We start from the raw sequence: 26,539 nt of genomic DNA, 5'->3' as shown, positions 1-26,539 counted from the left end.
TAGGGAGGGAACGTTATCGAGCGGTATTTAGCTATTATTATTTTAGCTATTGTTTTTGCGACCGTTACAAGCTCTTTCGTTCCCATATGTATTTGTTTGCTCAGTTTAATTGCTATTATTAAAAAATCCAAAATTATCCTTCTTTTTATCCTCGTCTATCTTCTAACATATGGCTTTTTATTTTTAGTAGAAAAATCGAATACATCTTCTTTTACAGCAAGCGAATTTGATGGTAATTGTCAAATAACGAACGATTTAAAGGTTGATGGTGACAGTTTTCAAGCCATCGTGCGTTGTAAAAAAGAAAAATTTCAATTGCGCTATAAAATCACAACAGAAGAAGAACAACACCAACTAAAAAAACTCCAATACGGACAAATCATTGCGGTTTCAGCGGCTTTAGAACAACCACAAGTCAATCGGAATCAAAATCAATTTAATTACCAAACCTTTCTTAAACGAAAAAATATACATTATATCCTTCAAGTAAACGCACTTTCGATTTCAGATAAAGTTTCACCGTCTGTACTGATGCGAATTCAAAACATGCGATTACAAACAATGACGCATTTAACCGAAACTATTTCTCCAAAAATAAATCCTTATTTCCTCGCCTTAATTACAGGTGAAAAAAACGGTTTTTCTCCCGAAATGTATGAAACATATCAGCAGATGGGCGTTGTTCACTTACTAGCCATCTCAGGTTTACATGTTAACTTGCTAATCGGGGCAATCTATTTCCTGTTACTGAAATTAGGCATCACCCGTGAGCGAGCCATTATTTGTTTGCTTATTTTTTTACCTTTTTACGTTGTCCTCACAGGAGCAAATCCACCGGTTATTCGTGCTGCAACAATGACAGCTTTACTTTTGCTATCAGAAAAATATGCTTCTAAATGGAGTTCATTTTCCGTTATTTGTCTCTCGTTTATTTTATTTTTCCTACTACAACCATATGTCATCTATGAAGTCGGTTTCCAACTTTCTTACGCAGTTTCATTTGGTATTATTTTATCTTCGCGGCAAATATTAACAAGACAACAGAACGCGTTTACAAAATCGCTGGCTATTTCTTTCGTTTCAACGATGATGTCATCTGTTGTTATGATGTATCATTTTTACTCTTTTTCTTGGGTAGGGATTTTCTTTAACTTGATTTATGTACCCATTTTTACCATTATCATATTACCCGGGTGCATAAGTGTGTTTTTAGTATCTCTATTTTCCCCGACGCTAACTAATATTTTGGAAATCGTGCTTACTTTTTTCATACAATTTGTGGAAAGTGTTACAAATATTTTTGCGAAGATACCACATCAAACAATTGTGACTGGCCGACCGAACACCTTAGTCCTGCTAGTAATTATAGTAACCATCTTATTCTTCTTTCATCAATGGCAAAAGAAGAAGTTTTCAATCGGAATTTTTATTTGCTTTTGCCTACTTTGTTATCTTGCTAGTTTTAATTTCAGTGGAAAAGTAAGTTTTATTGATGTTGGGCAAGGGGATAGCATTTTAATTCAATTACCTTATAACAAAGGCAATTATTTAATTGATACAGGAGGGCAGCTTCCATTTGAGAAAGAAGACTGGGCGAAAAAAAGAAATCCCTTTACCATTGGCGGAAGCACACTCACACCTGTTTTAAAATCAAAAGGAATTAGTAGCTTAGATAAAGTGATTATTACGCATAGTGACGCAGATCATATGGAAGGACTTGATGATTTAGAAAAAAACATCTCAATCAAAGAGCTTATCTTTGCCCAAGGAGCTGAAAATAAGGCCATTATGAAGGAAGCCCTTGCTGTAATGCCGCAAGTAAAGCAAACGATTATTTTAGCGGGAGCCAAGTGGCAAGTCGGCGAAAACAGTTTTGAATGTTTATATCCGGTTCAAAAAGGAGAAGGAGGCAATGATGACTCCATTGTCTTAAAAGCAATATTAGATAATAAAGTATGGCTTTTTACGGGGGATTTAGAGGAAGCCGGAGAAAAAGCGATTCTTAACCAACCAATTAAAGCAGATATTTTAAAAGTAGGGCATCATGGTAGTAAAACATCCACGTCTAAAGAATTTATTCAAAAAGTAAAGCCGACTTTTGCAATCATTTCTTGTGGTCTGGAAAATCGCTTTGGTCATCCACATGCAGAAACTTTGGTTACTCTGGAAAGAGCAGAGACAACCATTTTGCGAACAGACTTACAAGGCGAAATAATTTATACATTTGGAAAAGGCTTTGAAGCAACTTTGAAATAAAACTTGCTATCTCTTATTTCATGTTTTACCATAGAAAGAGAAATAAGAGTGAAGCGAGGCGAAATAGATGCTGCCAGAATGGAAACAGATACGCTCCAAAAAAATAACACCAGTGTATTTAATCATTGGGACAGAAGATTATATTATTAACGAAACAAAACAACTTTTAATAGATAATATTTTAGATGGCGAAGAAGTAGAATTTAACTATGCCAATCTAGATTTAGAAGAAATGCCGATTGAAGCAGTTATTCAAGAAGCAGAAAGCATGCCGTTTTTTGGTGATAAACGCTTAGTGATGGCAAATAATCCACTTTTTTTAACAACTGAAAAAAGTAAAAACAAAGTGGAACACGATACTGCAAAATTAGAAACCTACCTCAATGAGCCAGTCGACTATTCAGTATTATGTTTTGTTGCTCGTGTCGAAAAACTAGATGAGCGCAAAAAACTGACGAAATTACTCAAAAAGACGGCTACGGTTATTGAGGCGAAACGTCCCAATGAAAATGAACTAAAAAAATGGATTGAAGCAAAAATAAGCGACAACCAGATGCAAATGTCACAAGCGGCTATTACTCGGCTTATGGAATTAACTAGTGGTCAGTTGACGACCGCGATGAATGAATTGCAAAAATTGATGCTATATTGTTTTGATACAAAAGAAATTACGGTTCAAGATGTAGAATCTTTAGTTGTACGGTCACTGGAGCAAAATATCTTCTTGTTGCTTGATAAAATGATTGCGATGGATATTGGTGGGGCGCTTCGAATTTATTATGATTTATTAAAACAAAAAGAAGAACCAATCAAGATACTAGCGTTAATTTCCAGTCAATTCCGTTTGCTTAACCAATTGAAGTTGCTAGAACAACAAGGCTATTCACAGCAACAAGCAGCAACTAAATTAAAAGTGCATCCATTTCGTGTGAAGTTAGCATCTAAACAAGCAAAGAATTTCTCAGAATTACAATTGAATCAGGCTATAAAACGATTAGCTGAAATAGATCTAGAAATGAAAACTGGTTTTGGCGATAAGGAACAGAAGTTAGAATGGTTTTTGTTCGAATTGCAAGATAATCGACAAAAGACGGTATAAAAAATAGCTTTGTCCTATGAGACAAAGCTATTTTTACAAACAAAAAACACCACACAAGGTGTGATGTTTTATACCGAACTCGGTATTATTTAGCTAATTTAGCAGCTAAGCGAGATTTGTTGCGAGCAGCATTGTTTTTGTGAATCAATCCTTTGCTCACAGCGCTATCTAATTTTTTTGATGCTTCTACGTAAAGATCTTTCGCGTTGTCCGCGTTGTTTGCAGCTGCTTCATCAAATTTCTTGATAGCAGTACGCATTGCAGAACGTTGAGATGCATTACGGCTGTTGCGAGTTTCAGCAGTTTTTACACGTTTAATTGCAGATTTAATATTTGGCATTCCATTCACCTCCGTCCAAACTAATGAGGTAGTATTTATTTCATATAACATACCTTTTTAAAATATATCAGAACAAATGCTATTATACCGAAATCACAGCCATATTGCAATAATACTTTCTATTTTATTTTAAATTTATCTGTATTTAATAAAGAAGTCATTGAATGTTAAGCGTTCTACTGATATAATCAAGGATAGCTTGCCATCGGATTTATGCGATGAGTTCTAATCAGGAGCTGGGGAAATGAACAAAGAAGAAATGAATGCAAGACAAAAGAAAATTAGAAACTTTTCGATTATCGCGCACATAGATCATGGTAAATCTACACTCGCTGATCGGATTTTAGAACAAACGGGTGCTTTGACGCATCGTGAAATGAAAAATCAGCTACTAGATTCGATGGATTTAGAACGTGAACGCGGGATAACCATAAAATTAAATGCTGTACAATTAAAATATAAAGCAAAAGATGGGGAAACTTATATTTTCCATTTAATTGATACGCCTGGGCATGTCGATTTCACCTATGAAGTATCAAGAAGTTTGGCTGCATGTGAGGGAGCTATCCTAGTAGTAGACGCTGCGCAGGGGATTGAAGCACAAACGCTTGCCAATGTTTATTTAGCGCTAGATAATGATTTGGAAATTTTACCTGTCATTAATAAAATCGATTTACCAGCGGCCGATCCAGAAAGAGTCCGCGAAGAAATTGAAGACGTTATTGGTTTAGATGCTTCGGAGGCTGTACTTGCTTCTGCGAAATCAGGTATCGGCATTGAAGACATTTTAGAACAAATCGTTGAAAAAGTTCCAGAACCTTCTGGGGATGTAAACAAACCGCTAAAAGCACTTATTTTTGACTCTGTTTTTGATGCATATCGTGGGGTTATTGCCAATATTCGAATCATGGACGGGGTTGTGAAAGCCGGCGACCGGATAAAAATGATGTCAAACGGCAAAGAATTTGAAGTGACCGAAGTAGGTGTCTTTTCTCCAAAATCAACACCACGTGACCAGTTACTTGTCGGAGATGTTGGTTACTTAACAGCGGCAATCAAAAATGTTGGTGACACTCGAGTGGGTGATACAATTACACTTGCGAACAATCCAGCAGAAGAAGCACTTGAAGGATACCGCAAATTAAATCCAATGGTTTACTGTGGTTTATATCCAATTGACTCCTCTAAATACAATGATTTACGTGATGCTTTAGAAAAACTAGAACTAAATGACTCTGCTCTTCAATTTGAAGCAGAGACTTCTCAAGCGCTAGGATTCGGTTTCCGTTGTGGTTTTCTTGGACTGCTACACATGGAAATCATTCAAGAGCGAATCGAACGTGAATTTAATATTGATTTAATTACGACCGCTCCAAGTGTTATCTACCACGTAAACTTAACAGATGGTTCTAATATCGTCGTTGATAATCCTGCTGAAATGCCAGAACCTGGTGTGATTGAAAGCGTGGAAGAGCCGTATGTAAAAGCAACTGTCATGGTGCCAAATGATTACGTTGGTGCAGTAATGGAACTTGCGCAAAACAAACGAGGAAACTTCATTACGATGGAGTATTTAGATGATATCCGCGTAAGTATTGTGTACGAAATTCCTTTATCCGAAATTGTTTATGACTTTTTCGACCAATTAAAATCATCTACAAAAGGTTATGCGTCGTTTGATTATGAATTAATTGGCTATAAAGCTTCTAAACTTGTGAAAATGGATATTCTTTTAAATGCAGAAAAAGTAGATGCATTAAGCTTTATCGTTCACCGTGATTTTGCCTACGAGCGTGGAAAAATCATCGTGGAAAAATTAAAAGAACTTATTCCAAGACAGCAATTTGAAGTGCCAATTCAAGCAGCAATCGCTACCAAAATTGTTTCTCGTTCTACTATTAAAGCTTTACGTAAAAACGTACTTGCTAAATGTTACGGTGGGGACGTATCTCGTAAACGGAAACTCCTAGAGAAACAAAAAGAAGGTAAAAAGCGAATGAAACAAATCGGTTCTGTTGAAGTTCCGCAAGAAGCCTTCATGGCCATCTTGAAAATGGATGAATCGAAATAATATAAAAGGTTGTGCCGTGAACGTTCACGGCACAACCTTTTTATATATGATACGGATAAATTAAATCGTGATTTTTCTTTTCCATACTGACATAATTTCGCTCAGCAGTAATAATCTCTACAGCATCTGGGGATGAATACTTAGCAATTTTCACATCTACTTCTTTTAGATTTTCTGTTAAATCTTCTAAACTTTTTAAAACAGCTTTACGGTGATCCAAAAGTAATTGCTTTCGAGCTTCAATCGAAACAGGGCCGTCCATGCAATAATCAATATAGGTGCGAATTTGTTTTAATGGCATTCCCGTATTTTTCAAACAACAAATAGTATGAATTAAATTTAAATCTGATTCGGTAAATTCGCGGTATCCGGATTGATTTTTAGAAACAAATGGCAATAATCCTTGTTTATCATAATAACGTAAAGTATAAATCGACAAATGAAATATGTCAGCTACTTCTTTAATAGTATAAGTCATTTTTTCCTCCAATAAATAAATTACTTGCCCTACACTATACTCTAGGGTTTAGAGTAAGTATAAAGTTAATTAAATAAATAAGCAAAATTAAATACTATCGGAGGAATAAATGATGAAAAATAACGTTTTAGTAACTGGTGGGACTGGATTTTTAGGAATGCATATTATCTTTCAATTATTGCAAAAAGGCTACAATGTCAAAACGACTGTTCGCTCGTTAAAAAGTAAAGATAAAGTAATAGAAGTACTGAAAAATAATGGTATAGCAGATTTTACGCAGTTGTCCTTTGCTGAAGTAGATTTATCCAAAGATGCAGGATGGAAAGAAGCAATGCTAGATCGCGACTATGTACTAAGCGTTGCCTCACCAGTGTTTTTTGGTAAATTCAAAAACGAAGACGAATTAATTCGCCCTGCGATAGAAGGCATTACAAGGATTTTAAAAGCGGCCAAAGAAGCCAAAGTAAAACGCGTAGTGATGACCTCTAATTTCGGAGCAATCGGTTTTAGCAACGCGGACAAAAATACTATTACAACCGAAGAATATTGGACAGATGAAAATGTCAAAGGATTATCCGCCTATGAAAAGTCCAAATTAATCGCAGAAAAAGAAGCATGGAAATTCATGGAAAATGAAACAGAGCTAGAATTTGCAACGATTAATCCTGTCGCGATTTTTGGCCCATCGCAAAGTAGTCACGTTTCTGGAAGCTTTGAATTATTAACAGGCCTGCTGAATGGTTCGATGAAACGCGTTATAAACATTCCGTTAAACGTTGTAGATGCACGTGATGTTGCCGACTTGCATATCCGCGCAATGATTACGCCAGAAGCGAACGGCGAGCGTTTTATTGCATCAGCAGACGGGGAGATTAGCATGGCGGACATCGCTACATTACTACGGCAAGAACGCCCTGAGCTAGTTTCCAAAATGCCAAGTAAAACACTTCCTAATGCCGCCATTAAAGTTGCCGCTTTATTTAACAAGCATGCCAAAGAGGGTGAGTTAATGATTAATATGAATCGCCAAATAAGCAACGCAAAAGCGAAAGACATTTTAGGATGGGCACCAATTTCCACAAAAGAAGAAGCCGTTCTAGCCGCGGTTGATAGTTTAGCGAAGTATCATTTACTAGATCAAAAGCGAATCCTCCACAAAAGCACTTGAAAATATGTTAAACTGACTAGTGGACAACGAAGCAAATTTTAAGTGCAAGGAATTGATGAAAATGATAAATACGAACCAATCGAGTAATGAAAGTTCGGCGGTATACATTCATATTCCGTTTTGCGAACACATTTGTTATTACTGCGATTTTAATAAAGTATTCTTAGAAGGACAACCTGTCGATGAATACGTAGATTTACTTATAAAAGAAATGGAACTAACGGCTGCAAAAGGACCAATCGCGCCAGTTGACACAGTTTTTGTCGGTGGCGGAACACCTACAACCTTAAACGAAGCGCAAATTGCGAGACTTTGCACAGCAATCCAAGAAATTTTACCGCTTAAAAAAGAGATCGAGTTTTCCTTCGAAGCAAACCCAGGGGACCTTTCGCTATCCAAATTACAAGCGATGCAAGATCACGGCGTTAACCGCATTAGTATGGGAGTTCAAAGTTTCAACAACGAACTGCTCAAAAAAATCGGCCGTATTCATACTGTGAAAGATGTCTATCAATCTGTTGAAAATATGCGCAAAATTGGCTTTGATAATGTGAGTATCGATTTGATTTTTAGCTTACCGGGACAAACCGAAGCTGACTTCAAAGACACATTGAAGCAAGCGCTCGACCTTGATTTACCGCATTATTCCGCATACTCACTAATCATCGAACCAAAAACGATTTTCTACAATTTGATGCAAAAAGGAAAACTCTTCCTTCCAGGCCAAGACGCCGAAGCAAATATGTATGACTTATTGCTAAACGAAATGGAAAAGCACGGCCGCAAACAATATGAAATTAGTAATTTTGCCAAAGAAGGCTTCCAAAGTAAACACAATATTACTTACTGGAGCAACGAACATTATTACGGATTCGGCGCCGGAGCACATGGTTATGTAGGCAACACACGATACAGCAATTTTGGACCAATCAAAAAATACATGGAACCCTTACAAGAAAATAAATTACCAGCGTTCCAACAAAAAGAACTTACGCTAAAAGAAAAAATGGAAGAAGAAATGTTTTTAGGCCTGCGAAAAGTGGACGGTGTAAATAAAAGCCACTTCAAACAAAAATTCGGCCAAGATTTAGATGCAACTTTTGCCCATGCCATCCAAAAAACAACTGCTAAAGGCTGGCTTGAAAATAACGAAGAAAATGTGGCGCTTACAAGAAGCGGAAGATTTTTAGGGAATAATGTTTTCCAAGAATTTCTTTAAAACCGCATCATTTGACCTTTTTTGACCAAATAATCCTACTTTAGTCTGAAATCGAGTGTTTTCGGTTGACTAAGGTGGGATTGTTTGGTAAATTTATACTTGTATTTAGCACTTGACGTTATGGAGTGCTAAAAGAGGTGATTGCTATGTTAACAGAAAGACAACTTTTGATTTTCCGTGCCATCATCGATCATTTCACTTGGACTATTCAGCCGGTTGGATCGAAGAATTTGCTGAAAGAAAAAGGTTTGCCTTATAGTTCAGCGACTATCCGTAATGAGATGGGTGTCCTGGAGGAATACGGCTTTATTGAAAAGACGCATTCTTCATCCGGACGAGTTCCCTCAGAAAAAGGATATCGCTTCTATGTCGATTATTTACTCCAGCCCAAAAAGCTCGATAAATCCGACAGACAAATGATTCGTTCTTTCTTTTCAGAGAATTATTATGAAATGGAAGGACTTATCCAAAATTCAGCATTAATGTTATCCGATTTAACCAATTACACGTCCATCTTGCTTGGTCCTGAAGCGACGAAAAATCATTTAAGTGGCTTTAGATTTGTACCAATTAATAATTTTCAAGCAATGCTCATTTTAATTACCGATCAAGGGCATGTTGATAACCATCTTGTGACAATACCTGAGGGCTCGACGCTTTCCGATATCGAACGAATGGTCAACATTTTAAATGAACGGCTAATTGGACTTTCGCTTGATGATTTAAAAGTACAAATACCAATGGAAGTAAAAGAACTACTTGGAAAGCATGTCAGAAACTATGAAAGCTTTATGCATGTATTTTCCGATTCTTTTGCTCAAGCAAGTCAACAAAAAGTGTATTTTGGCGGAAAAACGAATATCCTCAACCAACCAGAATTTCATGATATTAATAAAGTCCGTGAGATGCTTCATTTGATGGAAGAAGAACAAGATGTGTATGAATTGTTTAGGGATATTCCCGATGGCCTTCAAGTTAAGATTGGTCGAGAAAACAATAATAGTCTAATGGAAGATTGTAGTATCATTACAGCTACGTATAATATTGCTGGCGAACGTGTCGGCGGTATCGTGCTACTAGGCCCAACAAGAATGGAATATAGCAGAATGATGGGACTTGTTGATGTAATGAGCCGAGATTTAACCGATGTGTTAACCAAACTTTATCGTGATAACCAAAATTAGGAAGGCTGAAAAAGCACAAGTTTTTTCAGGAGGTGGCTAAAGTGTCTGAGAAAAAGAACAAAAAAGAAAGACTTGCTGATGAAATCGAACAAGAAGAATTAAACATTTTAGATGAATCAGAAGAAACCGTTGAAGAAGAAGCTACGGCTGATACTTTAACCGAAGAACAAACGAAGATTTTAGAACTTGAAAACAAACTTGATGAAGTGGAAAATCGCTATCTTCGTATGCAAGCGGACTTCGAAAACGTCAAAAAACGACATATCGCAGACCGTGATGCTAGTCAGAAATATCGTTCGCAAAGCCTAGCGCAAGATTTACTTCCTGCACTAGATAGTTTTGAAAAAGCACTTGCAACGAGTTCTGATCAAGAAGAAGTGAAGCAAATTTTAAAAGGAATGGAAATGGTATATAACCAGATTCTTGTTGCTTTTGAAAAAGAAGGCATTGAAGTAATTCCGGCTGTCGGCGAACAATTCGACCCGAATTTCCATCAAGCCGTTATGCAAGACAGTGACGAAAATGCAGAAAGCAACGAAATCACTGCCGAACTTCAAAAAGGTTATAAATTAAAAGACCGGGTTATACGCCCATCAATGGTAAAAGTAAATCAATAAAAAATAATTACTGAATAACAGGAGGAAATAACAATGAGCAAAATTATCGGTATTGACTTAGGAACAACAAACTCTGCAGTGGCAGTATTAGAAGGCGGAGAAGCTAAAATCATCCCTAACCCAGAAGGCGCACGTACAACACCTTCCGTAGTTGGTTTCAAAAACGGCGAACGCCAAGTAGGTGAAGTAGCGAAACGTGCTGCTATCACAAACCCAAACACAGTAAGTTCTATTAAACGTCATATGGGTACTAACTACAAAGAAGCAGTAGAAGGAAAAGACTACTCTCCACAAGAAATCAGTGCAATCATTTTGCAATACCTAAAAAGCTATGCAGAAGACTACCTTGGTGAAACTGTAGATAAAGCAGTTATTACAGTTCCAGCTTATTTCAACGATGCACAACGTCAAGCAACAAAAGACGCTGGTAAAATTGCTGGACTTGAAGTTGAACGTATTATTAACGAACCAACAGCAGCAGCACTTGCTTACGGTATGGATAAAACAGAAACAGACCAAACAATCTTAGTATTTGACCTTGGTGGCGGTACTTTTGACGTATCTATCCTTGAACTAGGCGATGGCGTATTCGAAGTACATTCTACTGCCGGCGACAACGAACTAGGTGGAGATGACTTTGACAAAAAAATCATTGACTATCTAGTAGCTGAATTCAAAAAAGACAACGGTATTGATTTAAGCCAAGATAAAATGGCGCTTCAACGTTTGAAAGATGCAGCTGAAAAAGCGAAAAAAGATCTTTCTGGCGTAACAAGCACACAAATCTCTTTACCATTTATCACAGCCGGAGAAGCTGGTCCACTTCACTTAGAAGTAACACTTACTCGTGCTAAATTTGATGAATTAACTCATGACTTAGTTGAACGTACAATTGCGCCAACTCGTCAAGCATTAAAAGATGCAAACCTTTCTGCAAGCGATATTGACCAAGTTATTTTAGTTGGTGGATCTACTCGTATTCCTGCAGTTCAAGAAACAATCAAAAAAGAATTAGGCAAAGAACCTCATAAAGGTGTAAACCCAGATGAAGTTGTAGCAATGGGTGCTGCAATTCAAGGTGGCGTAATCACTGGTGATGTAAAAGACGTTGTACTTCTTGACGTAACTCCATTATCCCTTGGTATTGAAACAATGGGTGGCGTTATGACTACACTTATCGAACGTAACACAACAATTCCAACATCTAAATCTCAAACATTCTCTACAGCAGCTGACAATCAACCAGCCGTAGATATTCATGTACTTCAAGGTGAGCGCCCAATGGCAAAAGACAACAAAACATTAGGTCGTTTCCAATTAGCGGATATCCCAGCAGCACCACGCGGTATTCCACAAATCGAAGTATCATTTGATATCGACAAAAATGGTATCGTAACAGTTCGCGCGAAAGATCTTGGAACTGGTAAAGAACAAAACATCGTTATTAAATCTTCTTCAGGTTTAACAGACGAAGAAATCGAAAAAATGGTTCAAGATGCAGAAGCAAATGCAGAAGAAGATAAAAAGAACAAAGAAAACGCAGAACTTCGCAACAACGCTGACCAACTAGTATTTACTGTTGATAAAACATTGAAAGAACTAGAAGGCAAAGTGGACGAAGAAGAAGTGAAAAAAGCAGAAGCAGCTCGCGACGAATTACAAGAAGCGCTTAAAGGCGAAGATTTCGATGCAATTAAAGAAAAAACAGAAAGCTTAAACGAAATCGTTCAAAACCTATCTGTTAAATTATACGAACAAGCTGCAGCAGAACAACAAGCAGCAGGTGGCGCAGAAGGTCAAGAAGCTCCTCAAAATGACGACGTAGTAGACGCTGAATTTGAAGAAGTAAATGACGACGACAAAGAAAATAAATAATCTTTTTAACAGGTAAGGATATTGAGTCAAAGTCTACTGTGGCTTTGGCTTTTTATCTGAAATAAAGTTTTTACAACATCTCTTTCAAATGTTACAATACGTTAGGACTATAAAAATCTATCATGGACAGGAGTGATGGCGGATGGCAAAACGAGATTACTATGAAGTGCTTGGTATTTCCAAAAGCGCCTCAGCGGACGAAATAAAAAAAGCTTACCGGAAACTGTCCAAACAGTATCATCCGGACATAAATAAAGAAGCAGGCGCTGATGAAAAATTCAAAGAAATATCAGAGGCTTATGAAGCATTAAGTGACCCACAAAAACGTGCTCAATATGATCAATACGGACATGTAGATCCAAACCAAGGCTTCGGCGGCGGTGCTGGTGGTGGCTTTGGTGGCGGAGGATTCTCCGGCTTTGAAGACATCTTTGATACATTCTTCGGTGGTGGCGGACGCCAACAAGATCCAAACGCACCAAGACAAGGTAGCGATTTACAATACACGATGCGTCTTAAATTTAAAGAAGCCATTTTTGGTAAAGATGCGGAAATCGAAATCCCTCGCGAAGAAGACTGTGATACATGTCATGGTTCTGGAGCGAAACCAGGCACTACTCCAGAAAAATGTAGCCATTGTGGTGGTAAAGGTTCTATTAACGTGGAACAAAATACCCCATTTGGTCGTGTAGTAAATAAACGCACATGCCAATACTGTAATGGTACTGGTAAAGAAATCAAAGAAAAATGTTCCACATGTCACGGTAAAGGCCGTGTCACTAAAACGAAAAAAATCAAAGTGAAAGTTCCAGCTGGTGTCAATGACGGACAACAAATGCGCGTGTCTGGCGAAGGGGAAGCCGGCATTAACGGCGGACCTAATGGCGATTTATATGTCGTATTCGTAGTTACTCCAGATGAATTTTTCGAACGAGAAGCAGACGACATTTACGTAGAAGTTCCAATCACATTCGTACAAGCGACATTAGGCGATGAAATTGACGTGCCAACTGTTCACGGTAAAGTACGTTTGAAAATCCCGAGTGGCACACAAACAGGTACAACCTTCCGCTTACGTGGCAAAGGTGTTCCGCATCTTCGTGGAAATGGAACTGGCGACCAACACGTTATCGTCAAAGTAATTGTTCCGAAAAAACTAGATGATAAACAAAAAGAAATCTTGCGCGAATTTGCTTCCACTACAGGCGACAAAGTAGATGAACAAACATCCGGATTTTTTGACAAAATGAAACGAGCTTTTAAAGGCGATTGATGAACGTAGAGGTCGATAGTTGTGCGAGAAGCAACCATCGACCTTTTCTACATACTAAAGGAGTGTTAAAAAATGGAATGGTCAGAAGTAGAAGTCCATACAACAAATGAAGCAGTAGAGCCAGTTGCTAATGTATTAACAGAATTTGGCGCGGCAGGAGTATCTATTGAAGATATAGCAGATTTTTTACGCGAACGAGAAGATAAATTTGGTGAAATTTACGCGCTTAAACGCGAAGATTATCCAAAAGAAGGCGTAATCATCAAAGCTTATTTCTTAAAAACAACAGAATTTGTCGAGCAAATTCCGGAAATCGAACAAACCTTGAAAAACCTCGCAACTTTTGACATCCCGTTAGGTAAATTTCAATTTGTCGTTAATGATGTAGACGACGAAGAATGGGCTACCGCTTGGAAAAAATACTATCATCCTGTTCAAATCACTGACAGAATTACAATTGTCCCAAGCTGGGAATCCTACGAAGCATCCGCGAATGAAATAATCATCGAACTAGATCCAGGAATGGCTTTTGGTACAGGGACACATCCAACGACACAACTCTGTATTCGCGCTTTAAGCGATTATTTACAACCAGGTGATGAAGTAATCGATGTAGGGACTGGATCTGGAGTATTAAGTATCGCCAGCGCCAAACTAGGAGCTAAGTCTATCTTAGCAACCGACCTCGACGAAATTGCTACCCGTGCAGCCGAGGAAAATATCGCATTAAATAAAACAGAACATATCATTACTGTAAAACAAAACAATCTTCTTCAAGATATCAACAAAACTGACGTGGATATCGTTGTCGCAAACATTTTAGCAGAAGTTATTTTACTTTTCCCTAAAGATGTTTATGCAGCGCTCAAACCAGGCGGAATTTTCATCGCTTCTGGAATTATTGAAGATAAAGCGAAAGTAGTAGAAGAAGCGCTGAAAAATGCTGGACTTATTATCGAGAAAATCGAGCAACAAGGGGACTGGGTTGCGATTATTTCCAAACGAGGAGTGGAATAAATGCAGCGTTATTTCGTAACAAATGAGCTAGAAAACGATAACGAAACAATCCGCATAACAGGCGAAAATTTTCATCATATGACTCGAGTTATGCGAATGAAAGAATCCGACCAAGTATTTATCGCTTTCCCAAGCAAAAAAACGTGTATCGCCGCTATAACTGCTATTAACGAGGATGAACTGCAATTAAATCTCGTTAAATGGTTGGACGAAGACACCGAATTACCGATCGAAATTACGATTGCAAGCGGTCTTCCAAAAGGCGATAAACTAGAACTTATCATCCAAAAAGCCACAGAACTAGGCGCAAACAAATTCATTCCTTATAAAGCAGAACGTTCGGTTGTGAAGTGGGATGATAAAAAAGTTGTCAAAAAAATCGAGCGTCTACAAAAAATTGCCCAAGAAGCTGCCGAACAATCACACCGGACTATAATCCCGGAAGTTCATTACGCCGCTAGCTTTAAAGAGTTAATTTTTGATCATGTTCACTATGACTATGTGATTGCAGCATATGAAGAAAGTGCTCGAGAAGGCGAGGACAGCGCGCTTGCCAGTTTATTCCAAACAATCAAGCCTGGACAGTCTGTTTTATGTATTTTCGGACCAGAAGGCGGTATTAGCGAAAAAGAGCTTATTCTCCTTCAAGAAGTGAATGCAAAACTCGCTGGACTTGGCCCAAGAATTTTAAGAACGGAAACTGCTCCACTCTATGTTTTATCCGCCGCTTCGTTCTATTTTGACCTTTATAAAAGTAAAAACGAATAACATTTCAAAGTTTTATGCGAAAGTTAACGATTTCATGTTGACGATGCCCGATGTTTCGTATATAATTTTTAATGAGTGAATGCTTATCTGCATTACTTCAGAATAATTCATAATTTATTTTCCGTTATGTCCTATTCTGGAACTTAAATGAAGGATTTAAGTGAGTGCATGTAAGTGCCGGAGGGAGGGAAAGAGAGATGTCAAAAACAGTAGTTCGTAAAAACGAATCGCTTGAAGATGCTCTTCGTCGCTTTAAACGTACTGTTTCCAAAAGTGGAACTTTGCAAGAATCCAGAAAGCGCGAATTTTATGAAAAACCAAGCGTAAAACGTAAGAAAAAATCCGAAGCAGCAAGAAAACGCAAATTCTAATTAAAAGGCGATGATTTCGTTGACACTGCTTGACAAGTTAAATGAAGATATGAAACAAGCGATGCGCGATAAAGAGAAAGAAAAACTTTCCGTTATTCGTATGTTAAAAGCAGCTTTACAAAACGAAGCAATTCACCAAGGTGTGAAAGATCTTACTCCGGATGATGAAGTAACCGTGATTTCCCGCGAACTCAAACAACGCAGAGATTCTCTAGCAGAGTTTGACAAAGCTGGACGTAGCGACCTTTCTGATAAAGTCCGTTCCGAGATTGTCATTGTTGAGGACTACGCGCCAAAACAATTGACTCCTGAAGAGCTTGAGAATATTGTGAAAGCAACTATCGAAGAAGTTGGCGCATCTAGTAAAGCTGATTTCGGCAAAGTAATGTCCGCAATTATGCCTAAAGTAAAAGGCAAAGCTGACGGCGGTGCTGTTAACCAATTCGTAAAAAAATATCTTTCATAAACTAATTCAAACTAGTTTTGAAACATAAAAAAACAGGGTTCCTTCGTATTTTATGAAGGAAATCCTGTTTTTTTATGTTTATTTTTACTCGATTTGCGTAGTTGCTATCGCTTCGTTTTTCAAGCAAGGCAATTTCGTGTATAATATAACTAATCAAGGCACTTATAACAGGTGAAGGGGTTAGCCAATGCTAAATGAATTTAATGAAGTAGTCGAATTATCTGATGACACAAATATTCAAGATTTATTCGGCAATAATAATAAGAATATCGAGCTTTTAGAAGAATTACTTCAAGTAAAAATTATTACACGGGGAGAATCACTATCCATCACTGGAGAAGAAGAACCTGTACAGCATACAACAGCCGTTTTAAACGAACTTATTCTAACTGTAAAAAGAGGCATTCATATTGATGGTCGCGATATCGCCCAAGCAGTAAAAATGCAAAGAAATGGCACTCTAATTTATTTCCATACGTTATTTGAAGAAGAGATTACAAAGAATGCCAAAGGAAATCCAATTAGACCTAAAACATTTGGACAAAGAACATATATTCAAATGATCAAAAAACACGACATCGTTTTCGGCGTCGGCCCGGCTGGTACTGGTAAAACATATCTTGCCGTAGTTATGGCTGTAGATGCATGGAAAAAAGGTAATGTTAGTAAAATCATCTTAACACGACCTGCCGTTGAAGCCGGTGAGAGCTTAGGATTTCTACCTGGAGATTTAAAAGAAAAAGTAGATCCTTATTTACGACCCGTATACGACGCGTTATACGATATTTTCGGTACAGAGCATACAACAAGGTTAATGGACCGCGGCGTCATAGAAATAGCTCCTCTGGCTTATATGAGAGGACGCACGCTAGATCATGCCTTTGTTATCTTGGATGAAGCGCAAAATACAACCATCGCTCAAATGAAAATGTTTTTAACGCGACTTGGCTATGACTCTAAAATGATTGTCAATGGCGATATGACGCAAATCGACTTGCCAAAAGGCGCAACAAGCGGCCTTGTCAACGCCGAACAAGTTTTAAAAGATGTAAAGGATATCGGTTTTGTTTACTTTGAACATCATGATGTAGTCAGACACCCACTTGTTGCTGAGATTATTAAAGCTTACGAAGGGAAACAAAATTAGAGAGGAGACTAAGATGTGAAACTAGCCAAGAAATGGAGAGATTGGTACATCGAAAGTGGAAAGAAATATCTTTTTCCGCTGCTCCTTGTTTGCTTTGCTGTTATAGCGTATTTTCTCGTTTGCCAGATGACGAAACCGGAATCATACAATGTAAAATTATTCCAAGTTGCTGAAAAAACCATTCGTTCGCCTCAAACAGTTGAAGATACTGAGAAAACCAAAGAAGAAAGGACCAAAGCAAGCGATGCTGTAGAAGATGTGTATGTCTACAATCGCGAAACTGGTCAAAACCGAGTAGCCCTCATTCAAAGTTTATTCGCTTACGTGAATGAAGTGAATGCAGAAGCTGAAGAAAACGATACTAAAAATAAAGAAAAAGCCAAAAAAGAGAATAAACCTGATCCGGCGCCTACAACAACCGAAACAAAATTAAAAAATCTAAAAGATAAATTATCAAGTAACGTATCCGAAAAAATAACATCTAATGTATCCGATGAAGTATTCACTACGTTAATCGAAGCAAAAAACAAAGATTTTAATATCATGGAAGACGTGGTGACAACAGAAGTCGCAAAAACCATGGAAAACAAAATCCGTGACGAGAATCTAAACTCCGCCAAAATTAGAGCACGCGATGATATCGAACTATCAGCTATACCATCGTATTACAAAAACGTATCGAAAGTATTAGTTTCTTATGCGATTGTACCTAATGAAACTTACAATGAAGAACAAACAGATGCACGACGAAAAGAAGCTTCCCAATCGGTTGTTCCTGTGAAAATTTTACAAGGACAAGTTATCGTTCAAGAAGGGCAGATTGTTGATAGAGAAACCTATCGCCAGTTAAAAATGCTACATTTACTAGATCAAAAAATGCCTGTAAAACAATATGCTGGTTTTGCTATTTTCATTATTGCTTTGGCAGCGATCCTGTTTCTTTATACCAAAAAGCAATCGCAACCTAAAGCGAAAAAAATGCAGACAATGCTTATTTTTTCCTCGGTATATGTTGTTTCACTGTTTATGTTATTAATTATTTTATTCTTAGAAACGCAAAACATTAGTAATATTGCTTTCTTATTTCCAGCAGCATTCGCTCCGATGATACTTAAAATACTGCTTAACGAGAAATATGCCTTTTTAAGCGTGATTTTTATTGCCGTTACGAGCTTGCTAACGTTCCAAAATGATGCCAATAGTGGTATAACTGTGTTTATTCTACTGAGTGGTGCGACAAGTGTGGTCGCACTGCGTGATTATAGCAGACGTTCCGCGATTATGTTTTCTGGATTTATGGTCGGCTTAATTAATATGATTTACGTTTTACTATTATTATTCATCAATAACAGCACATTATTACAAGTTTCTACGTTAATGGCAATTGGTTATGCCTTCTTAGGTGGATTTGGTGCTTTCATTCTCGGAGTAGGCGTTATTCCGTTATTTGAAACGATTTTCGGTCTATTAACAACGAGCCGTCTAGTCGAATTAGCCAATCCAAACCATCCATTACTGAAAAAAATCCTAATGAAAGCGCCTGGTACGTATCATCACAGCATGATGGTCGCTAATTTAGCAGAAGCATGTGCTGATAAAATTGGCGCAAACAGTTTACTTGTTCGGGTTGGTTGTTTTTATCATGATATTGGAAAAACATTGAGACCACCATATTTTGTAGAAAATCAATTACAAGGAATTAATCCGCACGATAGGCTGACACCAGAGCAAAGTCGTGATATAATTCTCTCGCATACGAAAGATGGCGCGGAGATTTTAAAAGAAAATCATATGCCGCAACCAATTATTGATATCGCACTGCAACATCACGGAACTACTTTGCTTAAATATTTCTACTTTAAAGCCAAAGAGAACAATCCGGATGTAAAAGAAGCAGACTATCGTTACAGTGGGCCAAAACCACAAACGAAAGAAATAGCGATTATCAATATTTCAGACAGTGTGGAAGCTGCCGTTCGTTCGTCAGCAGAACCAACCATGGCAAAAATAACAGAAATTATTGACGGAATCATTAAAGATCGCTTCCTCGATGGGCAGTTTACCGAGTGTGATATTACGATTAAAGAAATTAAAATCATTCGTGACACACTAATCGCCACATTAAATGGAATATATCATCAACGAATTCAATATCCTGATGACAAAGATTGAAATAGGAGGGCACAAGATGACGGTCTTAGAAATTGATTTACTGGATGAAACAAGTAAGTTACCTGACGAAGATAAAGAACTAGTAGAAAACATTTTGCAATTTGCTGCTGGTTACTTAAAAATCGAACAAGGAACAGAACTTTCACTCACTTTTACAACAAATGAAGGTATTCGTGAAATTAACCGGGAATACCGTGATAAAGATCAAGCAACCGATGTTATTTCCTTTGCGCTTGAAGAAATGGGCGACGGGGAAACAGAAATTGATTGGGGCGAGTTTGACCTTGAAACACCGCGTATGCTTGGCGATATAATTATTTCCACCGAAAAAGCAGAAGAGCAAGCAAAAGATTACGGACATACTAAAGCGAGAGAATTAGGTTTCTTAGCAGTTCATGGATTGCTGCATTTGCTTGGGTATGATCATATGGAGCCTGACGAAGAAAAAGTAATGTTTGGCTTACAAAAAGAAGTGTTGGATGCTTATGGACTTGAAAGATAGAAAATATAAACGCAGTAAAAACTATGCAGAATCTTTTCAACATGCTTTTACTGGACTTAAAACTGCTTTTTTAGAAGAACGTAATATGCGCTTCCACACATTTGCAGCTCTTGCAGTTGTGATTTGCGGCTTTTTCTTTCACGTCACTAAATCAGAGTGGACCTTGTTAATCCTTTCTATTTTTGGTGTATTAATATTAGAAATGGTTAATACAGCGATTGAACGAGCGGTAGATGTAGCAACAGAACAATATATTGATGAAGCAAAAAAAGCGAAGGATGTAGCTGCTGGTGCGGTATTACTAGCCGCATTTGTTGCAAGTTTTATCGGACTAATTATATTCATACCATACTTTTGCCAGATGTTTTTATAAAAAGAAGGGATTGTGACTTGGTAAATGAAAGAAAATAATTTTATCTCACTCGCTAAACAAGCAAGAGAATTTGCGTATGTTCCTTACTCGAAATTCCCGGTAGGAGCAGCTCTTGTTACAACAGATGATGAGGTCGTACTTGGTTGTAATATCGAAAATGCATCATTTGGCTTAACAAACTGCGCGGAACGAACAGCTATTTTCAAAGCAGTATCAGAAGGGAAACGCGATTTCAAACAATTAGTTGTCGTAGCTGATACAGATGGGCCAGTTTCACCGTGCGGGGCATGCAGACAAGTCATTAGCGAGTTTTGCGCACCAGATATGCCAGTAATTTTAACAAACTTAACAGGAAAAACAGCGACGGTAACAGTCAAAGAACTTTTACCAGGCGCATTCACATCGGAGGATATGTTATGAGCGAACCATTTAAATCAGGATTTGTAGCTATAGTTGGGCGACCTAATGTTGGGAAATCAACTTTATTAAATCATATTATCGGGCAAAAAATTGCTATCATGAGCGATAAAGCCCAAACAACGAGAAATAAAGTACAAGGTGTTTATACAACAGACGAATCACAAATTATCTTTATTGATACACCGGGTATACATAAACCAAAACATAAACTAGGCGATTTCATGGTAAAAATCGCATTAAATACGTTCCAAGAAGTAGACTTAATTTATTTCGTAATCGACGCATCTACTGGATTTGGTCGCGGGGATGAATTTATCATTGAAAAACTTAAAAACGTGCAAACACCCGTCTTTCTATTGATTAATAAAATTGATTTGATTGCTCCAGAAGATTTATTCAAATTAATTGAACAGTACCGCGATTTGATGGATTTTGAAGAAATTATTCCTATCTCTGCGCTTCAAGGGAATAACGTACCGAACTTACTAGAACAAACAAACGCTAATTTAGAAATCGGACCAATGTATTATCCAAAAGATCAAATTACGGATCATCCAGAACGTTTCATTATTTCTGAACTAATTCGGGAACAAGTTTTACAATTAACGCGTGAAGAAGTGCCACATTCGGTTGCAGTTGTAATTGAAGGGATCGAAAAAAATCCTAAAACAGAAAAACTGACAATCAATGCGACAATTATTGTCGAAAGAAGTACGCAAAAGGGGATTATTATCGGTAAACAAGGCCAAATGCTTAAACAAATCGGCATGCGTGCTAGAAAAGAAATCGAAAGTTTACTCGGCTCCAAAGTATTTTTAGAGATTTGGGTAAAAGTTCAAAAAAACTGGCGCGACAAAGAGCATTATTTACAAGATTACGGTTTCGACCGCGAAGAGTATTAAAAAAAGCATCTGGCACACAATCGAAATTGTGTGCCAGATGCTTTTACTTATTGTTATTCTGTCCAGTTGTAGTTATCATACTCTACATCGTATGGACCTGAATTAAATACTTCATAGTAAAGCGTTATTTCTTTTGCCTCGCCGGGTTGAACTTCACCGGAGAAATCATCTTCTGTAATTTGTTGTCCATAATCATCATCGGTATCATCATAAAGTGATACATCTTCTGAATAAAACATTACGGCATCTGAGCCTGTGTTTTCAAATTTCACTTTTACTTTATAAATTTCATAGCCTTCTTTTTTCTGGGAAAGTTCCGGTTTAGAAATAGTAACAGTGCTACCATTTTCTATCGTAACTGCTTCACCAAAGTTTACATCTGTGTAGTCATCATAATAATCTTCGTCATAGTCTTCCTCGAAATTATTGGCGTATAAATCTTCGCCAGCATCATAATTATAAATAGAAAATGGGTTGTTAGATGCTTCGAACAATGTCGCCGTTGCTACATTTAGCCCAGCTAATAAAACGCAGAAGCCAAGCCCAAATGATAAGCCAGTAACAATAATTCCTGCCCATCTTTCTTTTCTTACAATAAGCAAGATAATTCCCACAACAACACCTATGAATGTGAGTGTAAATAAGCTAATAAGTAATATAAGTAACATATCCATAGTAAAAATAATCCTTTCTTTTCTTACCTTTTTCTCTATTTTACAATAGGTAGGCGCGGAAAGATAGCAAAAAATATAAAAAGACATAATCGTTAAGAAAATGTTATAATAGGACGTATGAAAAAGGGAGGATTACCACATGGAAAAATGCGAAGGAATCGTGATACGGCAAACGAGTTACCGTGAATCAGATAAAATTGTCCGAGTGTATACACGTGAATTTGGGAAAATTGGTGTGGTAGCTCGGGGGGCAAAAAAAACCAAAAGCAGGTTAGCCGCAGTAACACAATTATTTACGAATGGCTATTTTACTTTTTTTGGTGGAAACGGTCTTGGTACGCTTCAGCAAGGTGAAGTGATAGAAAGCTTTTCTTCTATTCAACAAGATATTTTTATGACTGCTTATGCGACATATGTGTGCGAGTTGCTCGATAAAGCGACCGAAGAACGGCAACCAAATCCTTACCTCTATGAATTAACATTTCAAATTTTACGAGATATCGATGAAGGTTACGACCCACAAATCCTCACTCAAATTTATGAAATGAAAATGTTGCCAGTTCTTGGACTCTATCCGACAATGGATAAATGTGCCATCTGCGGAGAAACGACTGGGCATTTTGATTTTTCGACAAGCAGCAATGGGATTATTTGCCATCGCTGTTTTGATAGAGATCGTTATCGCATGCATTTACCAGAAAATGTGGTCAAACTCTTGCGGCTGTTCTTCATTTTCCAATTAGATAGATTAGGAAATATCGATGTCAAACCAGAAACAAAAGAATGGCTTCAAAAAGCAATTGATACGTACTACGATGAATATTCTGGTTTGTATTTAAAAAGTCGGAAATTTTTACGCGATATGGATAAATGGGAAAATATGTTAAAAAAAGATAGCGACGATTGACTTTTAAGCAAAAATACAGTATCTTTTAATATATCAACTAATAGGTACGTTGAAGGAAAATAGTAACAAAAAGCTCTATTTTTTAGCGAGTTCGGGTTTGGTGGAAGCCGAGTATTTAACTTTTTGTGAAGGCGTTCTGGAGTACAGCGAAATCAAGGTGGGAATTGTTTAAATTCCAAATAGGGTGGAACCGCGAGCTAACTCTCGTCCCTATATGCTTTAAATCAGCATATAGAGACGAGAGTTTTTATATTGGCTGAATTATTTTTGGAGGTGGAAGCAATGAATTTACAAACAATGATTAGAACGTTACAAGATTATTGGTCCGAGCAAGGTTGTATTATGTTGCAATCGTATGATGTGGAAAAAGGTGCCGGCACAATGAGTCCGTATACTTTCTTAAAAGCAATTGGTCCAGAACCGTGGAAAGCAGGTTATGTGGAGCCTTCTCGTCGTCCAGCTGATGGTCGTTACGGAGAAAATCCAAACAGATTATTCCAACATCACCAATTTCAAGTAGTGATGAAGCCTTCTCCAGACAATATTCAAGAGCTTTATCTTGGTTCTTTAGAAAAATTAGGTATCAATCCGTTAGAGCATGATATCCGCTTTGTAGAAGATAACTGGGAGAATCCTTCGCTTGGTTGCGCTGGACTTGGTTGGGAAGTTTGGTTAGACGGAATGGAAATCACTCAATTCACTTATTTCCAACAAGTAGGTGGCTTAGAATGTTTCCCTGTTACGTCCGAAATCACTTATGGTGTTGAACGTTTAGCAAGCTATATTCAAGATAAAGAAAATGTTTTTGATTTAGAATGGACAGAAGGAATTAGCTACCGCGACATCTTTTTCCAAGCAGAATTCGAAAACTCAACATACGCATTTGAAACATCTAATACTGAAATGCTTTTAACTCTTTTCGACACATATGAAAGAGAAGCAACGCGCCAAATGCAAGACGGACTTGTTTTCCCAGCATATGATTATGTATTGAAATGTTCCCATACATTTAATTTACTAGACGCTCGTGGTGTTGTTTCCGTTACTGAACGCGCGCAGTATATTGGTCGAATCAGAAACTTAGCAAGACGTATTGCGAAAACATTTTATGAATCACGAGAAAAATTAGGCTTCCCATTAGTCAAAGAAGAGGGAGGAAAACGTCATGAGTAAAGACTTTTTATTAGAAATTGGTTTAGAAGAAATGCCAGCGCAATATGTTACTAGTTCTGTTTTACAATTAGAAAAGCGTGTGACTGATTGGTTAAATGAAAACAAAATTGAATTTGGCGAAATCAAAACATATTCGACGCCTAGACGTTTAACTGTCCTTGTGGAAGCGATGGCAGAAGAACAAGCAAACCGCGTGGAAGAAGCAAAAGGTCCAGCGAAAAAAATTGCGCTAGACGATGAAGGTAACTGGTCAAAAGCGGCATTAGGTTTTGCAAAGAGCCAAAAAGTAGAGCCAGCTGACCTTACTTTCCGTGAAATTAAAGGCGTAGAATATATTTACATTAAAAAAGAAGTGATCGGCGAAAAAACAACCGCATTACTTCCAAGCTTAGAAAAAATAGTAACTAGTATGACTTTCCCTGTAAGCATGCACTGGGGAAGCAATGATTTACGTTACATTCGCCCAATTAAATGGCTTATCGCTATGTTCGGCGAAGAAATTATTCCGTTTGAAATCACAGGTGTTGCAACAAGCAATACATCACGTGGTCACCGTTTCCTAGGAAAAACAGCAACTATTAAACAACCTAGCGACTATCCAAATGCGTTGTTAGAGCAATTTGTAGTAGTTAATGCCGAAGAACGTAAACAAGCTATCGTAGAACAATTGCGAGAACTAGAATCGATGGAAAACTGGCAAATTAAAGAAGACGACGACTTGCTAGAAGAAGTAACGAATCTTGTCGAATATCCAACCGTTTTAGCTGGGAATTTTGAAAAAGAATATTTAGAGTTACCAGAAGAAGTCTTAATCACAACGATGAAAGAGCACCAACGTTATTTCCCAGTTTTCAGCCAAGAGGGCGAATTATTACCTCACTTTGTTACTGTCCGTAACGGTAACCACGAAAACCTTGACACAGTAGCACGCGGAAACGAAAAAGTGTTACGCGCTCGTTTGTCAGATGCCGATTTCTTCTATCAAGAAGATTTAAAAATGACGATTGACCAAGCGGTTGCTAAATTACAAAATATCGTTTTCCATGAAAAATTAGGAACGCTAACAGAAAAAATGAAACGTGTTCAAAAAGTGGCGCTAATGCTTGCCGACTACTTAGATTGGCAAGAAGAGGACAAACAAGATATTATTCGTTTAACAAATATTTATAAATTTGATTTAGTAACCAATGTTGTCGGTGAATTCCCAGAGCTACAAGGCTTAATGGGTGAAAAATATGCGTTGTTGCAAGGTGAAAAACCAGCAATCGCAACGGCCATTCGTGAACATTATTTACCTAACTCTGCTGAAGGCGACTTACCGCAAACCGACTTAGGTTCTTTAATCGCTATTGCTGACAAATTAGAAACACTGATTGGTTTCTTCTGTGTGAATATTGTTCCAACAGGTTCAGCGGATCCATTTGGTTTACGCCGTAGTGCTTTTGGAGCAATGCGCATTATCCAAGCAAATGGTTGGGATATCCCTATGCTTGAAGTTATCTCACGTATTGTTGATATGGAACGTGCAGAAGGTTCTGCCGAGTTACCTGGCGCTGACGTTAAAAAAGAAGTACAGACTTTCTTGAAAAATCGACTACGTGTTATTCTGCAAGGTCACCATATTCGCCATGATATTATTGATGCAGTTATTGCCGGCGATCCAAATGTAATTCCACAGCTGATTGACCGCGCGCAAATTTTAAATGAACACGCTGAAGCTGAATGGTTCCGTCCAACAATCGAAGCACTCAGTCGCGTTGTGAAAATTTCTAAAAAATATGAAGATGGCGTGGAAGTTGACCCAGCGTTATTTGAAAATGAATACGAACAGGCTCTTTTTGATAAATTAGAAAAACTGAAATTTGATTATGCCGGTTTAACAATTATCGAACGACTAAAAGCATTTGCTGATTTACGTTCAACTATCGATGCTTATTTTGATAATACACTTGTTATGAGTGACAATGAGGAATTGAAAAATAACCGTCTAGCTCTATTATTCGAACTGGCAAGCTTTATTAAAGAATTTGCTCAAATGGATGAAATTAATGTAAAATAAAAGTAAGA

Annotated in this window: 25 protein-coding genes and 1 other annotated feature; of the genes, 22 read left to right on the top strand and 3 right to left on the bottom strand. The window is 37.6% G+C overall.

The window, feature by feature from the left end; all coding sequences use genetic code 11:
• The first annotated feature begins 33 nt into the window (after positions 1-33).
• Together HCX62_RS06020 and holA are read left to right on the top strand one after the other, a co-directional pair.
• A complete protein-coding gene (locus tag HCX62_RS06020; RefSeq protein ID WP_185638042.1) occupies positions 34-2,256 on the top strand; it encodes a DNA internalization-related competence protein ComEC/Rec2 in 2,223 nt (740 codons plus the stop codon).
• A 67-nt stretch (positions 2,257-2,323) separates the two neighbouring features.
• Positions 2,324-3,355, top strand: a complete 1,032-nt coding sequence (gene holA / locus HCX62_RS06015; protein ID WP_185637673.1) for a DNA polymerase III subunit delta — start codon at positions 2,324-2,326, stop codon at positions 3,353-3,355.
• Positions 3,356-3,440: 85 nt separating this feature from the next.
• Here holA and rpsT read toward each other — a convergent pair whose 3' ends face one another.
• Entirely contained in the window at positions 3,441-3,695 is a 255-nt protein-coding gene (rpsT, locus tag HCX62_RS06010; protein WP_003726526.1) for a 30S ribosomal protein S20, read from the bottom strand.
• Between the two features lie 244 nt (positions 3,696-3,939).
• On the opposite strand from rpsT, the gene lepA reads away from it, so the two are divergent.
• On the top strand, positions 3,940-5,766 hold the full coding sequence (lepA, locus tag HCX62_RS06005; protein WP_185637670.1) for a translation elongation factor 4: 1,827 nt from the start codon (positions 3,940-3,942) through the stop codon (positions 5,764-5,766).
• 40 nt (positions 5,767-5,806) lie between these two features.
• Here the strand turns inward: lepA and HCX62_RS06000 are convergent, their stop codons facing one another.
• Positions 5,807-6,244 (bottom strand): MerR family transcriptional regulator, encoded by a 438-nt coding sequence (locus HCX62_RS06000; protein ID WP_185637668.1) that lies wholly within the window; start codon positions 6,242-6,244, stop codon positions 5,807-5,809.
• A gap of 112 nt (positions 6,245-6,356) precedes the next feature.
• On the opposite strand from HCX62_RS06000, the gene HCX62_RS05995 reads away from it, so the two are divergent.
• The 16 genes from HCX62_RS05995 to era all read left to right on the top strand — a co-directional run bounded on the left by HCX62_RS05995 (position 6,357) and on the right by era (position 21,718).
• A complete protein-coding gene (locus HCX62_RS05995; RefSeq protein WP_185638040.1) occupies positions 6,357-7,412 on the top strand; it encodes an SDR family oxidoreductase in 1,056 nt (351 codons plus the stop codon).
• Between the two features lie 61 nt (positions 7,413-7,473).
• Positions 7,474-8,631, top strand: a complete 1,158-nt coding sequence (gene hemW / locus HCX62_RS05990) for a radical SAM family heme chaperone HemW (protein ID WP_185637666.1) — start codon at positions 7,474-7,476, stop codon at positions 8,629-8,631.
• A gap of 146 nt (positions 8,632-8,777) precedes the next feature.
• Positions 8,778-9,815 carry a heat-inducible transcriptional repressor HrcA gene (gene hrcA, locus HCX62_RS05985; RefSeq protein WP_185391397.1) on the top strand — a complete coding sequence of 346 codons (1,038 nt, stop codon included), beginning with the start codon at positions 8,778-8,780 and terminating at the stop codon, positions 9,813-9,815.
• 41 nt (positions 9,816-9,856) lie between these two features.
• A complete protein-coding gene (grpE, locus tag HCX62_RS05980) occupies positions 9,857-10,432 on the top strand; it encodes a nucleotide exchange factor GrpE (RefSeq protein ID WP_185600060.1) in 576 nt (191 codons plus the stop codon).
• A 33-nt stretch (positions 10,433-10,465) separates the two neighbouring features.
• A complete protein-coding gene (gene dnaK, locus HCX62_RS05975) occupies positions 10,466-12,307 on the top strand; it encodes a molecular chaperone DnaK (RefSeq protein ID WP_185637664.1) in 1,842 nt (613 codons plus the stop codon).
• Positions 12,308-12,449: 142 nt separating this feature from the next.
• Positions 12,450-13,580, top strand: a complete 1,131-nt coding sequence (gene dnaJ / locus HCX62_RS05970; protein WP_185637662.1) for a molecular chaperone DnaJ — start codon at positions 12,450-12,452, stop codon at positions 13,578-13,580.
• Between the two features lie 72 nt (positions 13,581-13,652).
• On the top strand, positions 13,653-14,597 hold the full coding sequence (gene prmA, locus HCX62_RS05965; protein ID WP_185637660.1) for a 50S ribosomal protein L11 methyltransferase: 945 nt from the start codon (positions 13,653-13,655) through the stop codon (positions 14,595-14,597).
• Positions 14,598-15,365, top strand: a complete 768-nt coding sequence (locus tag HCX62_RS05960) for a 16S rRNA (uracil(1498)-N(3))-methyltransferase (RefSeq protein ID WP_185637658.1) — start codon at positions 14,598-14,600, stop codon at positions 15,363-15,365. It begins immediately after the preceding gene.
• Positions 15,366-15,562: 197 nt separating this feature from the next.
• Entirely contained in the window at positions 15,563-15,736 is a 174-nt protein-coding gene (gene rpsU, locus HCX62_RS05955; RefSeq protein ID WP_003719762.1) for a 30S ribosomal protein S21, read from the top strand.
• 19 nt (positions 15,737-15,755) lie between these two features.
• A complete protein-coding gene (locus HCX62_RS05950; RefSeq protein ID WP_003736634.1) occupies positions 15,756-16,202 on the top strand; it encodes a GatB/YqeY domain-containing protein in 447 nt (148 codons plus the stop codon).
• Between the two features lie 187 nt (positions 16,203-16,389).
• Positions 16,390-17,349, top strand: a complete 960-nt coding sequence (locus tag HCX62_RS05945; RefSeq protein WP_185637656.1) for a PhoH family protein — start codon at positions 16,390-16,392, stop codon at positions 17,347-17,349.
• A 15-nt stretch (positions 17,350-17,364) separates the two neighbouring features.
• Positions 17,365-19,521, top strand: coding sequence for a cyclic-di-AMP phosphodiesterase PgpH (gene pgpH, locus HCX62_RS05940; RefSeq protein WP_185637653.1), 2,157 nt, complete (start codon positions 17,365-17,367; stop codon positions 19,519-19,521).
• Between the two features lie 16 nt (positions 19,522-19,537).
• Complete coding sequence (gene ybeY / locus HCX62_RS05935) at positions 19,538-20,023, top strand: rRNA maturation RNase YbeY (protein WP_008947841.1); 486 nt, start codon at positions 19,538-19,540, stop codon at positions 20,021-20,023.
• Entirely contained in the window at positions 20,001-20,396 is a 396-nt protein-coding gene (locus HCX62_RS05930; protein WP_185637651.1) for a diacylglycerol kinase family protein, read from the top strand. Before ybeY ends, HCX62_RS05930 begins: the two co-directional genes overlap by 23 nt.
• Positions 20,397-20,420: 24 nt before the next feature.
• Positions 20,421-20,816 carry a cytidine deaminase gene (locus HCX62_RS05925; RefSeq protein WP_008947839.1) on the top strand — a complete coding sequence of 132 codons (396 nt, stop codon included), beginning with the start codon at positions 20,421-20,423 and terminating at the stop codon, positions 20,814-20,816.
• A complete protein-coding gene (gene era, locus HCX62_RS05920) occupies positions 20,813-21,718 on the top strand; it encodes a GTPase Era (protein ID WP_185637649.1) in 906 nt (301 codons plus the stop codon). The genes HCX62_RS05925 and era overlap by 4 nt, the downstream gene beginning before the upstream one ends.
• A gap of 53 nt (positions 21,719-21,771) precedes the next feature.
• Here the strand turns inward: era and HCX62_RS05915 are convergent, their stop codons facing one another.
• A complete protein-coding gene (locus HCX62_RS05915; protein WP_185637647.1) occupies positions 21,772-22,392 on the bottom strand; it encodes a DUF4352 domain-containing protein in 621 nt (206 codons plus the stop codon).
• Positions 22,393-22,531: 139 nt separating this feature from the next.
• Between HCX62_RS05915 and recO the strand changes: the two genes are divergently transcribed.
• The 3 genes from recO to glyS all read left to right on the top strand — a co-directional run bounded on the left by recO (position 22,532) and on the right by glyS (position 26,531).
• Positions 22,532-23,299: a DNA repair protein RecO gene (gene recO / locus HCX62_RS05910; protein ID WP_185637645.1), complete on the top strand. Its 768-nt coding sequence runs from the start codon at positions 22,532-22,534 to the stop codon at positions 23,297-23,299.
• A 40-nt stretch (positions 23,300-23,339) separates the two neighbouring features.
• Positions 23,340-23,514 (top strand) — a binding site (T-box leader).
• Positions 23,515-23,581: 67 nt separating this feature from the next.
• Entirely contained in the window at positions 23,582-24,472 is an 891-nt protein-coding gene (gene glyQ / locus HCX62_RS05905; protein ID WP_185637643.1) for a glycine--tRNA ligase subunit alpha, read from the top strand.
• On the top strand, positions 24,465-26,531 hold the full coding sequence (glyS, locus tag HCX62_RS05900) for a glycine--tRNA ligase subunit beta (protein ID WP_185637641.1): 2,067 nt from the start codon (positions 24,465-24,467) through the stop codon (positions 26,529-26,531). Before glyQ ends, glyS begins: the two co-directional genes overlap by 8 nt.
• Positions 26,532-26,539: the final 8 nt, after the last annotated feature.

This window comes from Listeria swaminathanii (assembly GCF_014229645.1).
Taxonomy (GTDB): domain Bacteria; phylum Bacillota; class Bacilli; order Lactobacillales; family Listeriaceae; genus Listeria; species Listeria swaminathanii.
This window is presented reverse-complemented; position numbering and strand designations above follow the sequence as displayed.

Excerpts from the sequence above, each read along its gene's own strand:
- holA (WP_185637673.1), top strand. The coding sequence starts at position 2,324 with ATGCTGCCAGAATGGAAACAGATACGCTCCAAAAAAATAACACCAGTG.
- rpsT (WP_003726526.1), bottom strand. The coding sequence starts at position 3,695 with ATGCCAAATATTAAATCTGCAATTAAACGTGTAAAAACTGCTGAAACT.
- lepA (WP_185637670.1), top strand. The coding sequence starts at position 3,940 with ATGAACAAAGAAGAAATGAATGCAAGACAAAAGAAAATTAGAAACTTT.
- HCX62_RS06000 (WP_185637668.1), bottom strand. The coding sequence starts at position 6,244 with ATGACTTATACTATTAAAGAAGTAGCTGACATATTTCATTTGTCGATT.
- HCX62_RS05995 (WP_185638040.1), top strand. The coding sequence starts at position 6,357 with ATGAAAAATAACGTTTTAGTAACTGGTGGGACTGGATTTTTAGGAATG.
- hemW (WP_185637666.1), top strand. The coding sequence starts at position 7,474 with ATGATAAATACGAACCAATCGAGTAATGAAAGTTCGGCGGTATACATT.
- hrcA (WP_185391397.1), top strand. The coding sequence starts at position 8,778 with ATGTTAACAGAAAGACAACTTTTGATTTTCCGTGCCATCATCGATCAT.
- dnaK (WP_185637664.1), top strand. The coding sequence starts at position 10,466 with ATGAGCAAAATTATCGGTATTGACTTAGGAACAACAAACTCTGCAGTG.
- dnaJ (WP_185637662.1), top strand. The coding sequence starts at position 12,450 with ATGGCAAAACGAGATTACTATGAAGTGCTTGGTATTTCCAAAAGCGCC.
- prmA (WP_185637660.1), top strand. The coding sequence starts at position 13,653 with ATGGAATGGTCAGAAGTAGAAGTCCATACAACAAATGAAGCAGTAGAG.
- HCX62_RS05960 (WP_185637658.1), top strand. The coding sequence starts at position 14,598 with ATGCAGCGTTATTTCGTAACAAATGAGCTAGAAAACGATAACGAAACA.
- rpsU (WP_003719762.1), top strand. The coding sequence starts at position 15,563 with ATGTCAAAAACAGTAGTTCGTAAAAACGAATCGCTTGAAGATGCTCTT.
- HCX62_RS05945 (WP_185637656.1), top strand. The coding sequence starts at position 16,390 with ATGCTAAATGAATTTAATGAAGTAGTCGAATTATCTGATGACACAAAT.
- ybeY (WP_008947841.1), top strand. The coding sequence starts at position 19,538 with ATGACGGTCTTAGAAATTGATTTACTGGATGAAACAAGTAAGTTACCT.
- HCX62_RS05930 (WP_185637651.1), top strand. The coding sequence starts at position 20,001 with ATGCTTATGGACTTGAAAGATAGAAAATATAAACGCAGTAAAAACTAT.
- HCX62_RS05925 (WP_008947839.1), top strand. The coding sequence starts at position 20,421 with ATGAAAGAAAATAATTTTATCTCACTCGCTAAACAAGCAAGAGAATTT.
- era (WP_185637649.1), top strand. The coding sequence starts at position 20,813 with ATGAGCGAACCATTTAAATCAGGATTTGTAGCTATAGTTGGGCGACCT.
- HCX62_RS05915 (WP_185637647.1), bottom strand. The coding sequence starts at position 22,392 with ATGGATATGTTACTTATATTACTTATTAGCTTATTTACACTCACATTC.
- recO (WP_185637645.1), top strand. The coding sequence starts at position 22,532 with ATGGAAAAATGCGAAGGAATCGTGATACGGCAAACGAGTTACCGTGAA.
- glyQ (WP_185637643.1), top strand. The coding sequence starts at position 23,582 with ATGAATTTACAAACAATGATTAGAACGTTACAAGATTATTGGTCCGAG.
- glyS (WP_185637641.1), top strand. The coding sequence starts at position 24,465 with ATGAGTAAAGACTTTTTATTAGAAATTGGTTTAGAAGAAATGCCAGCG.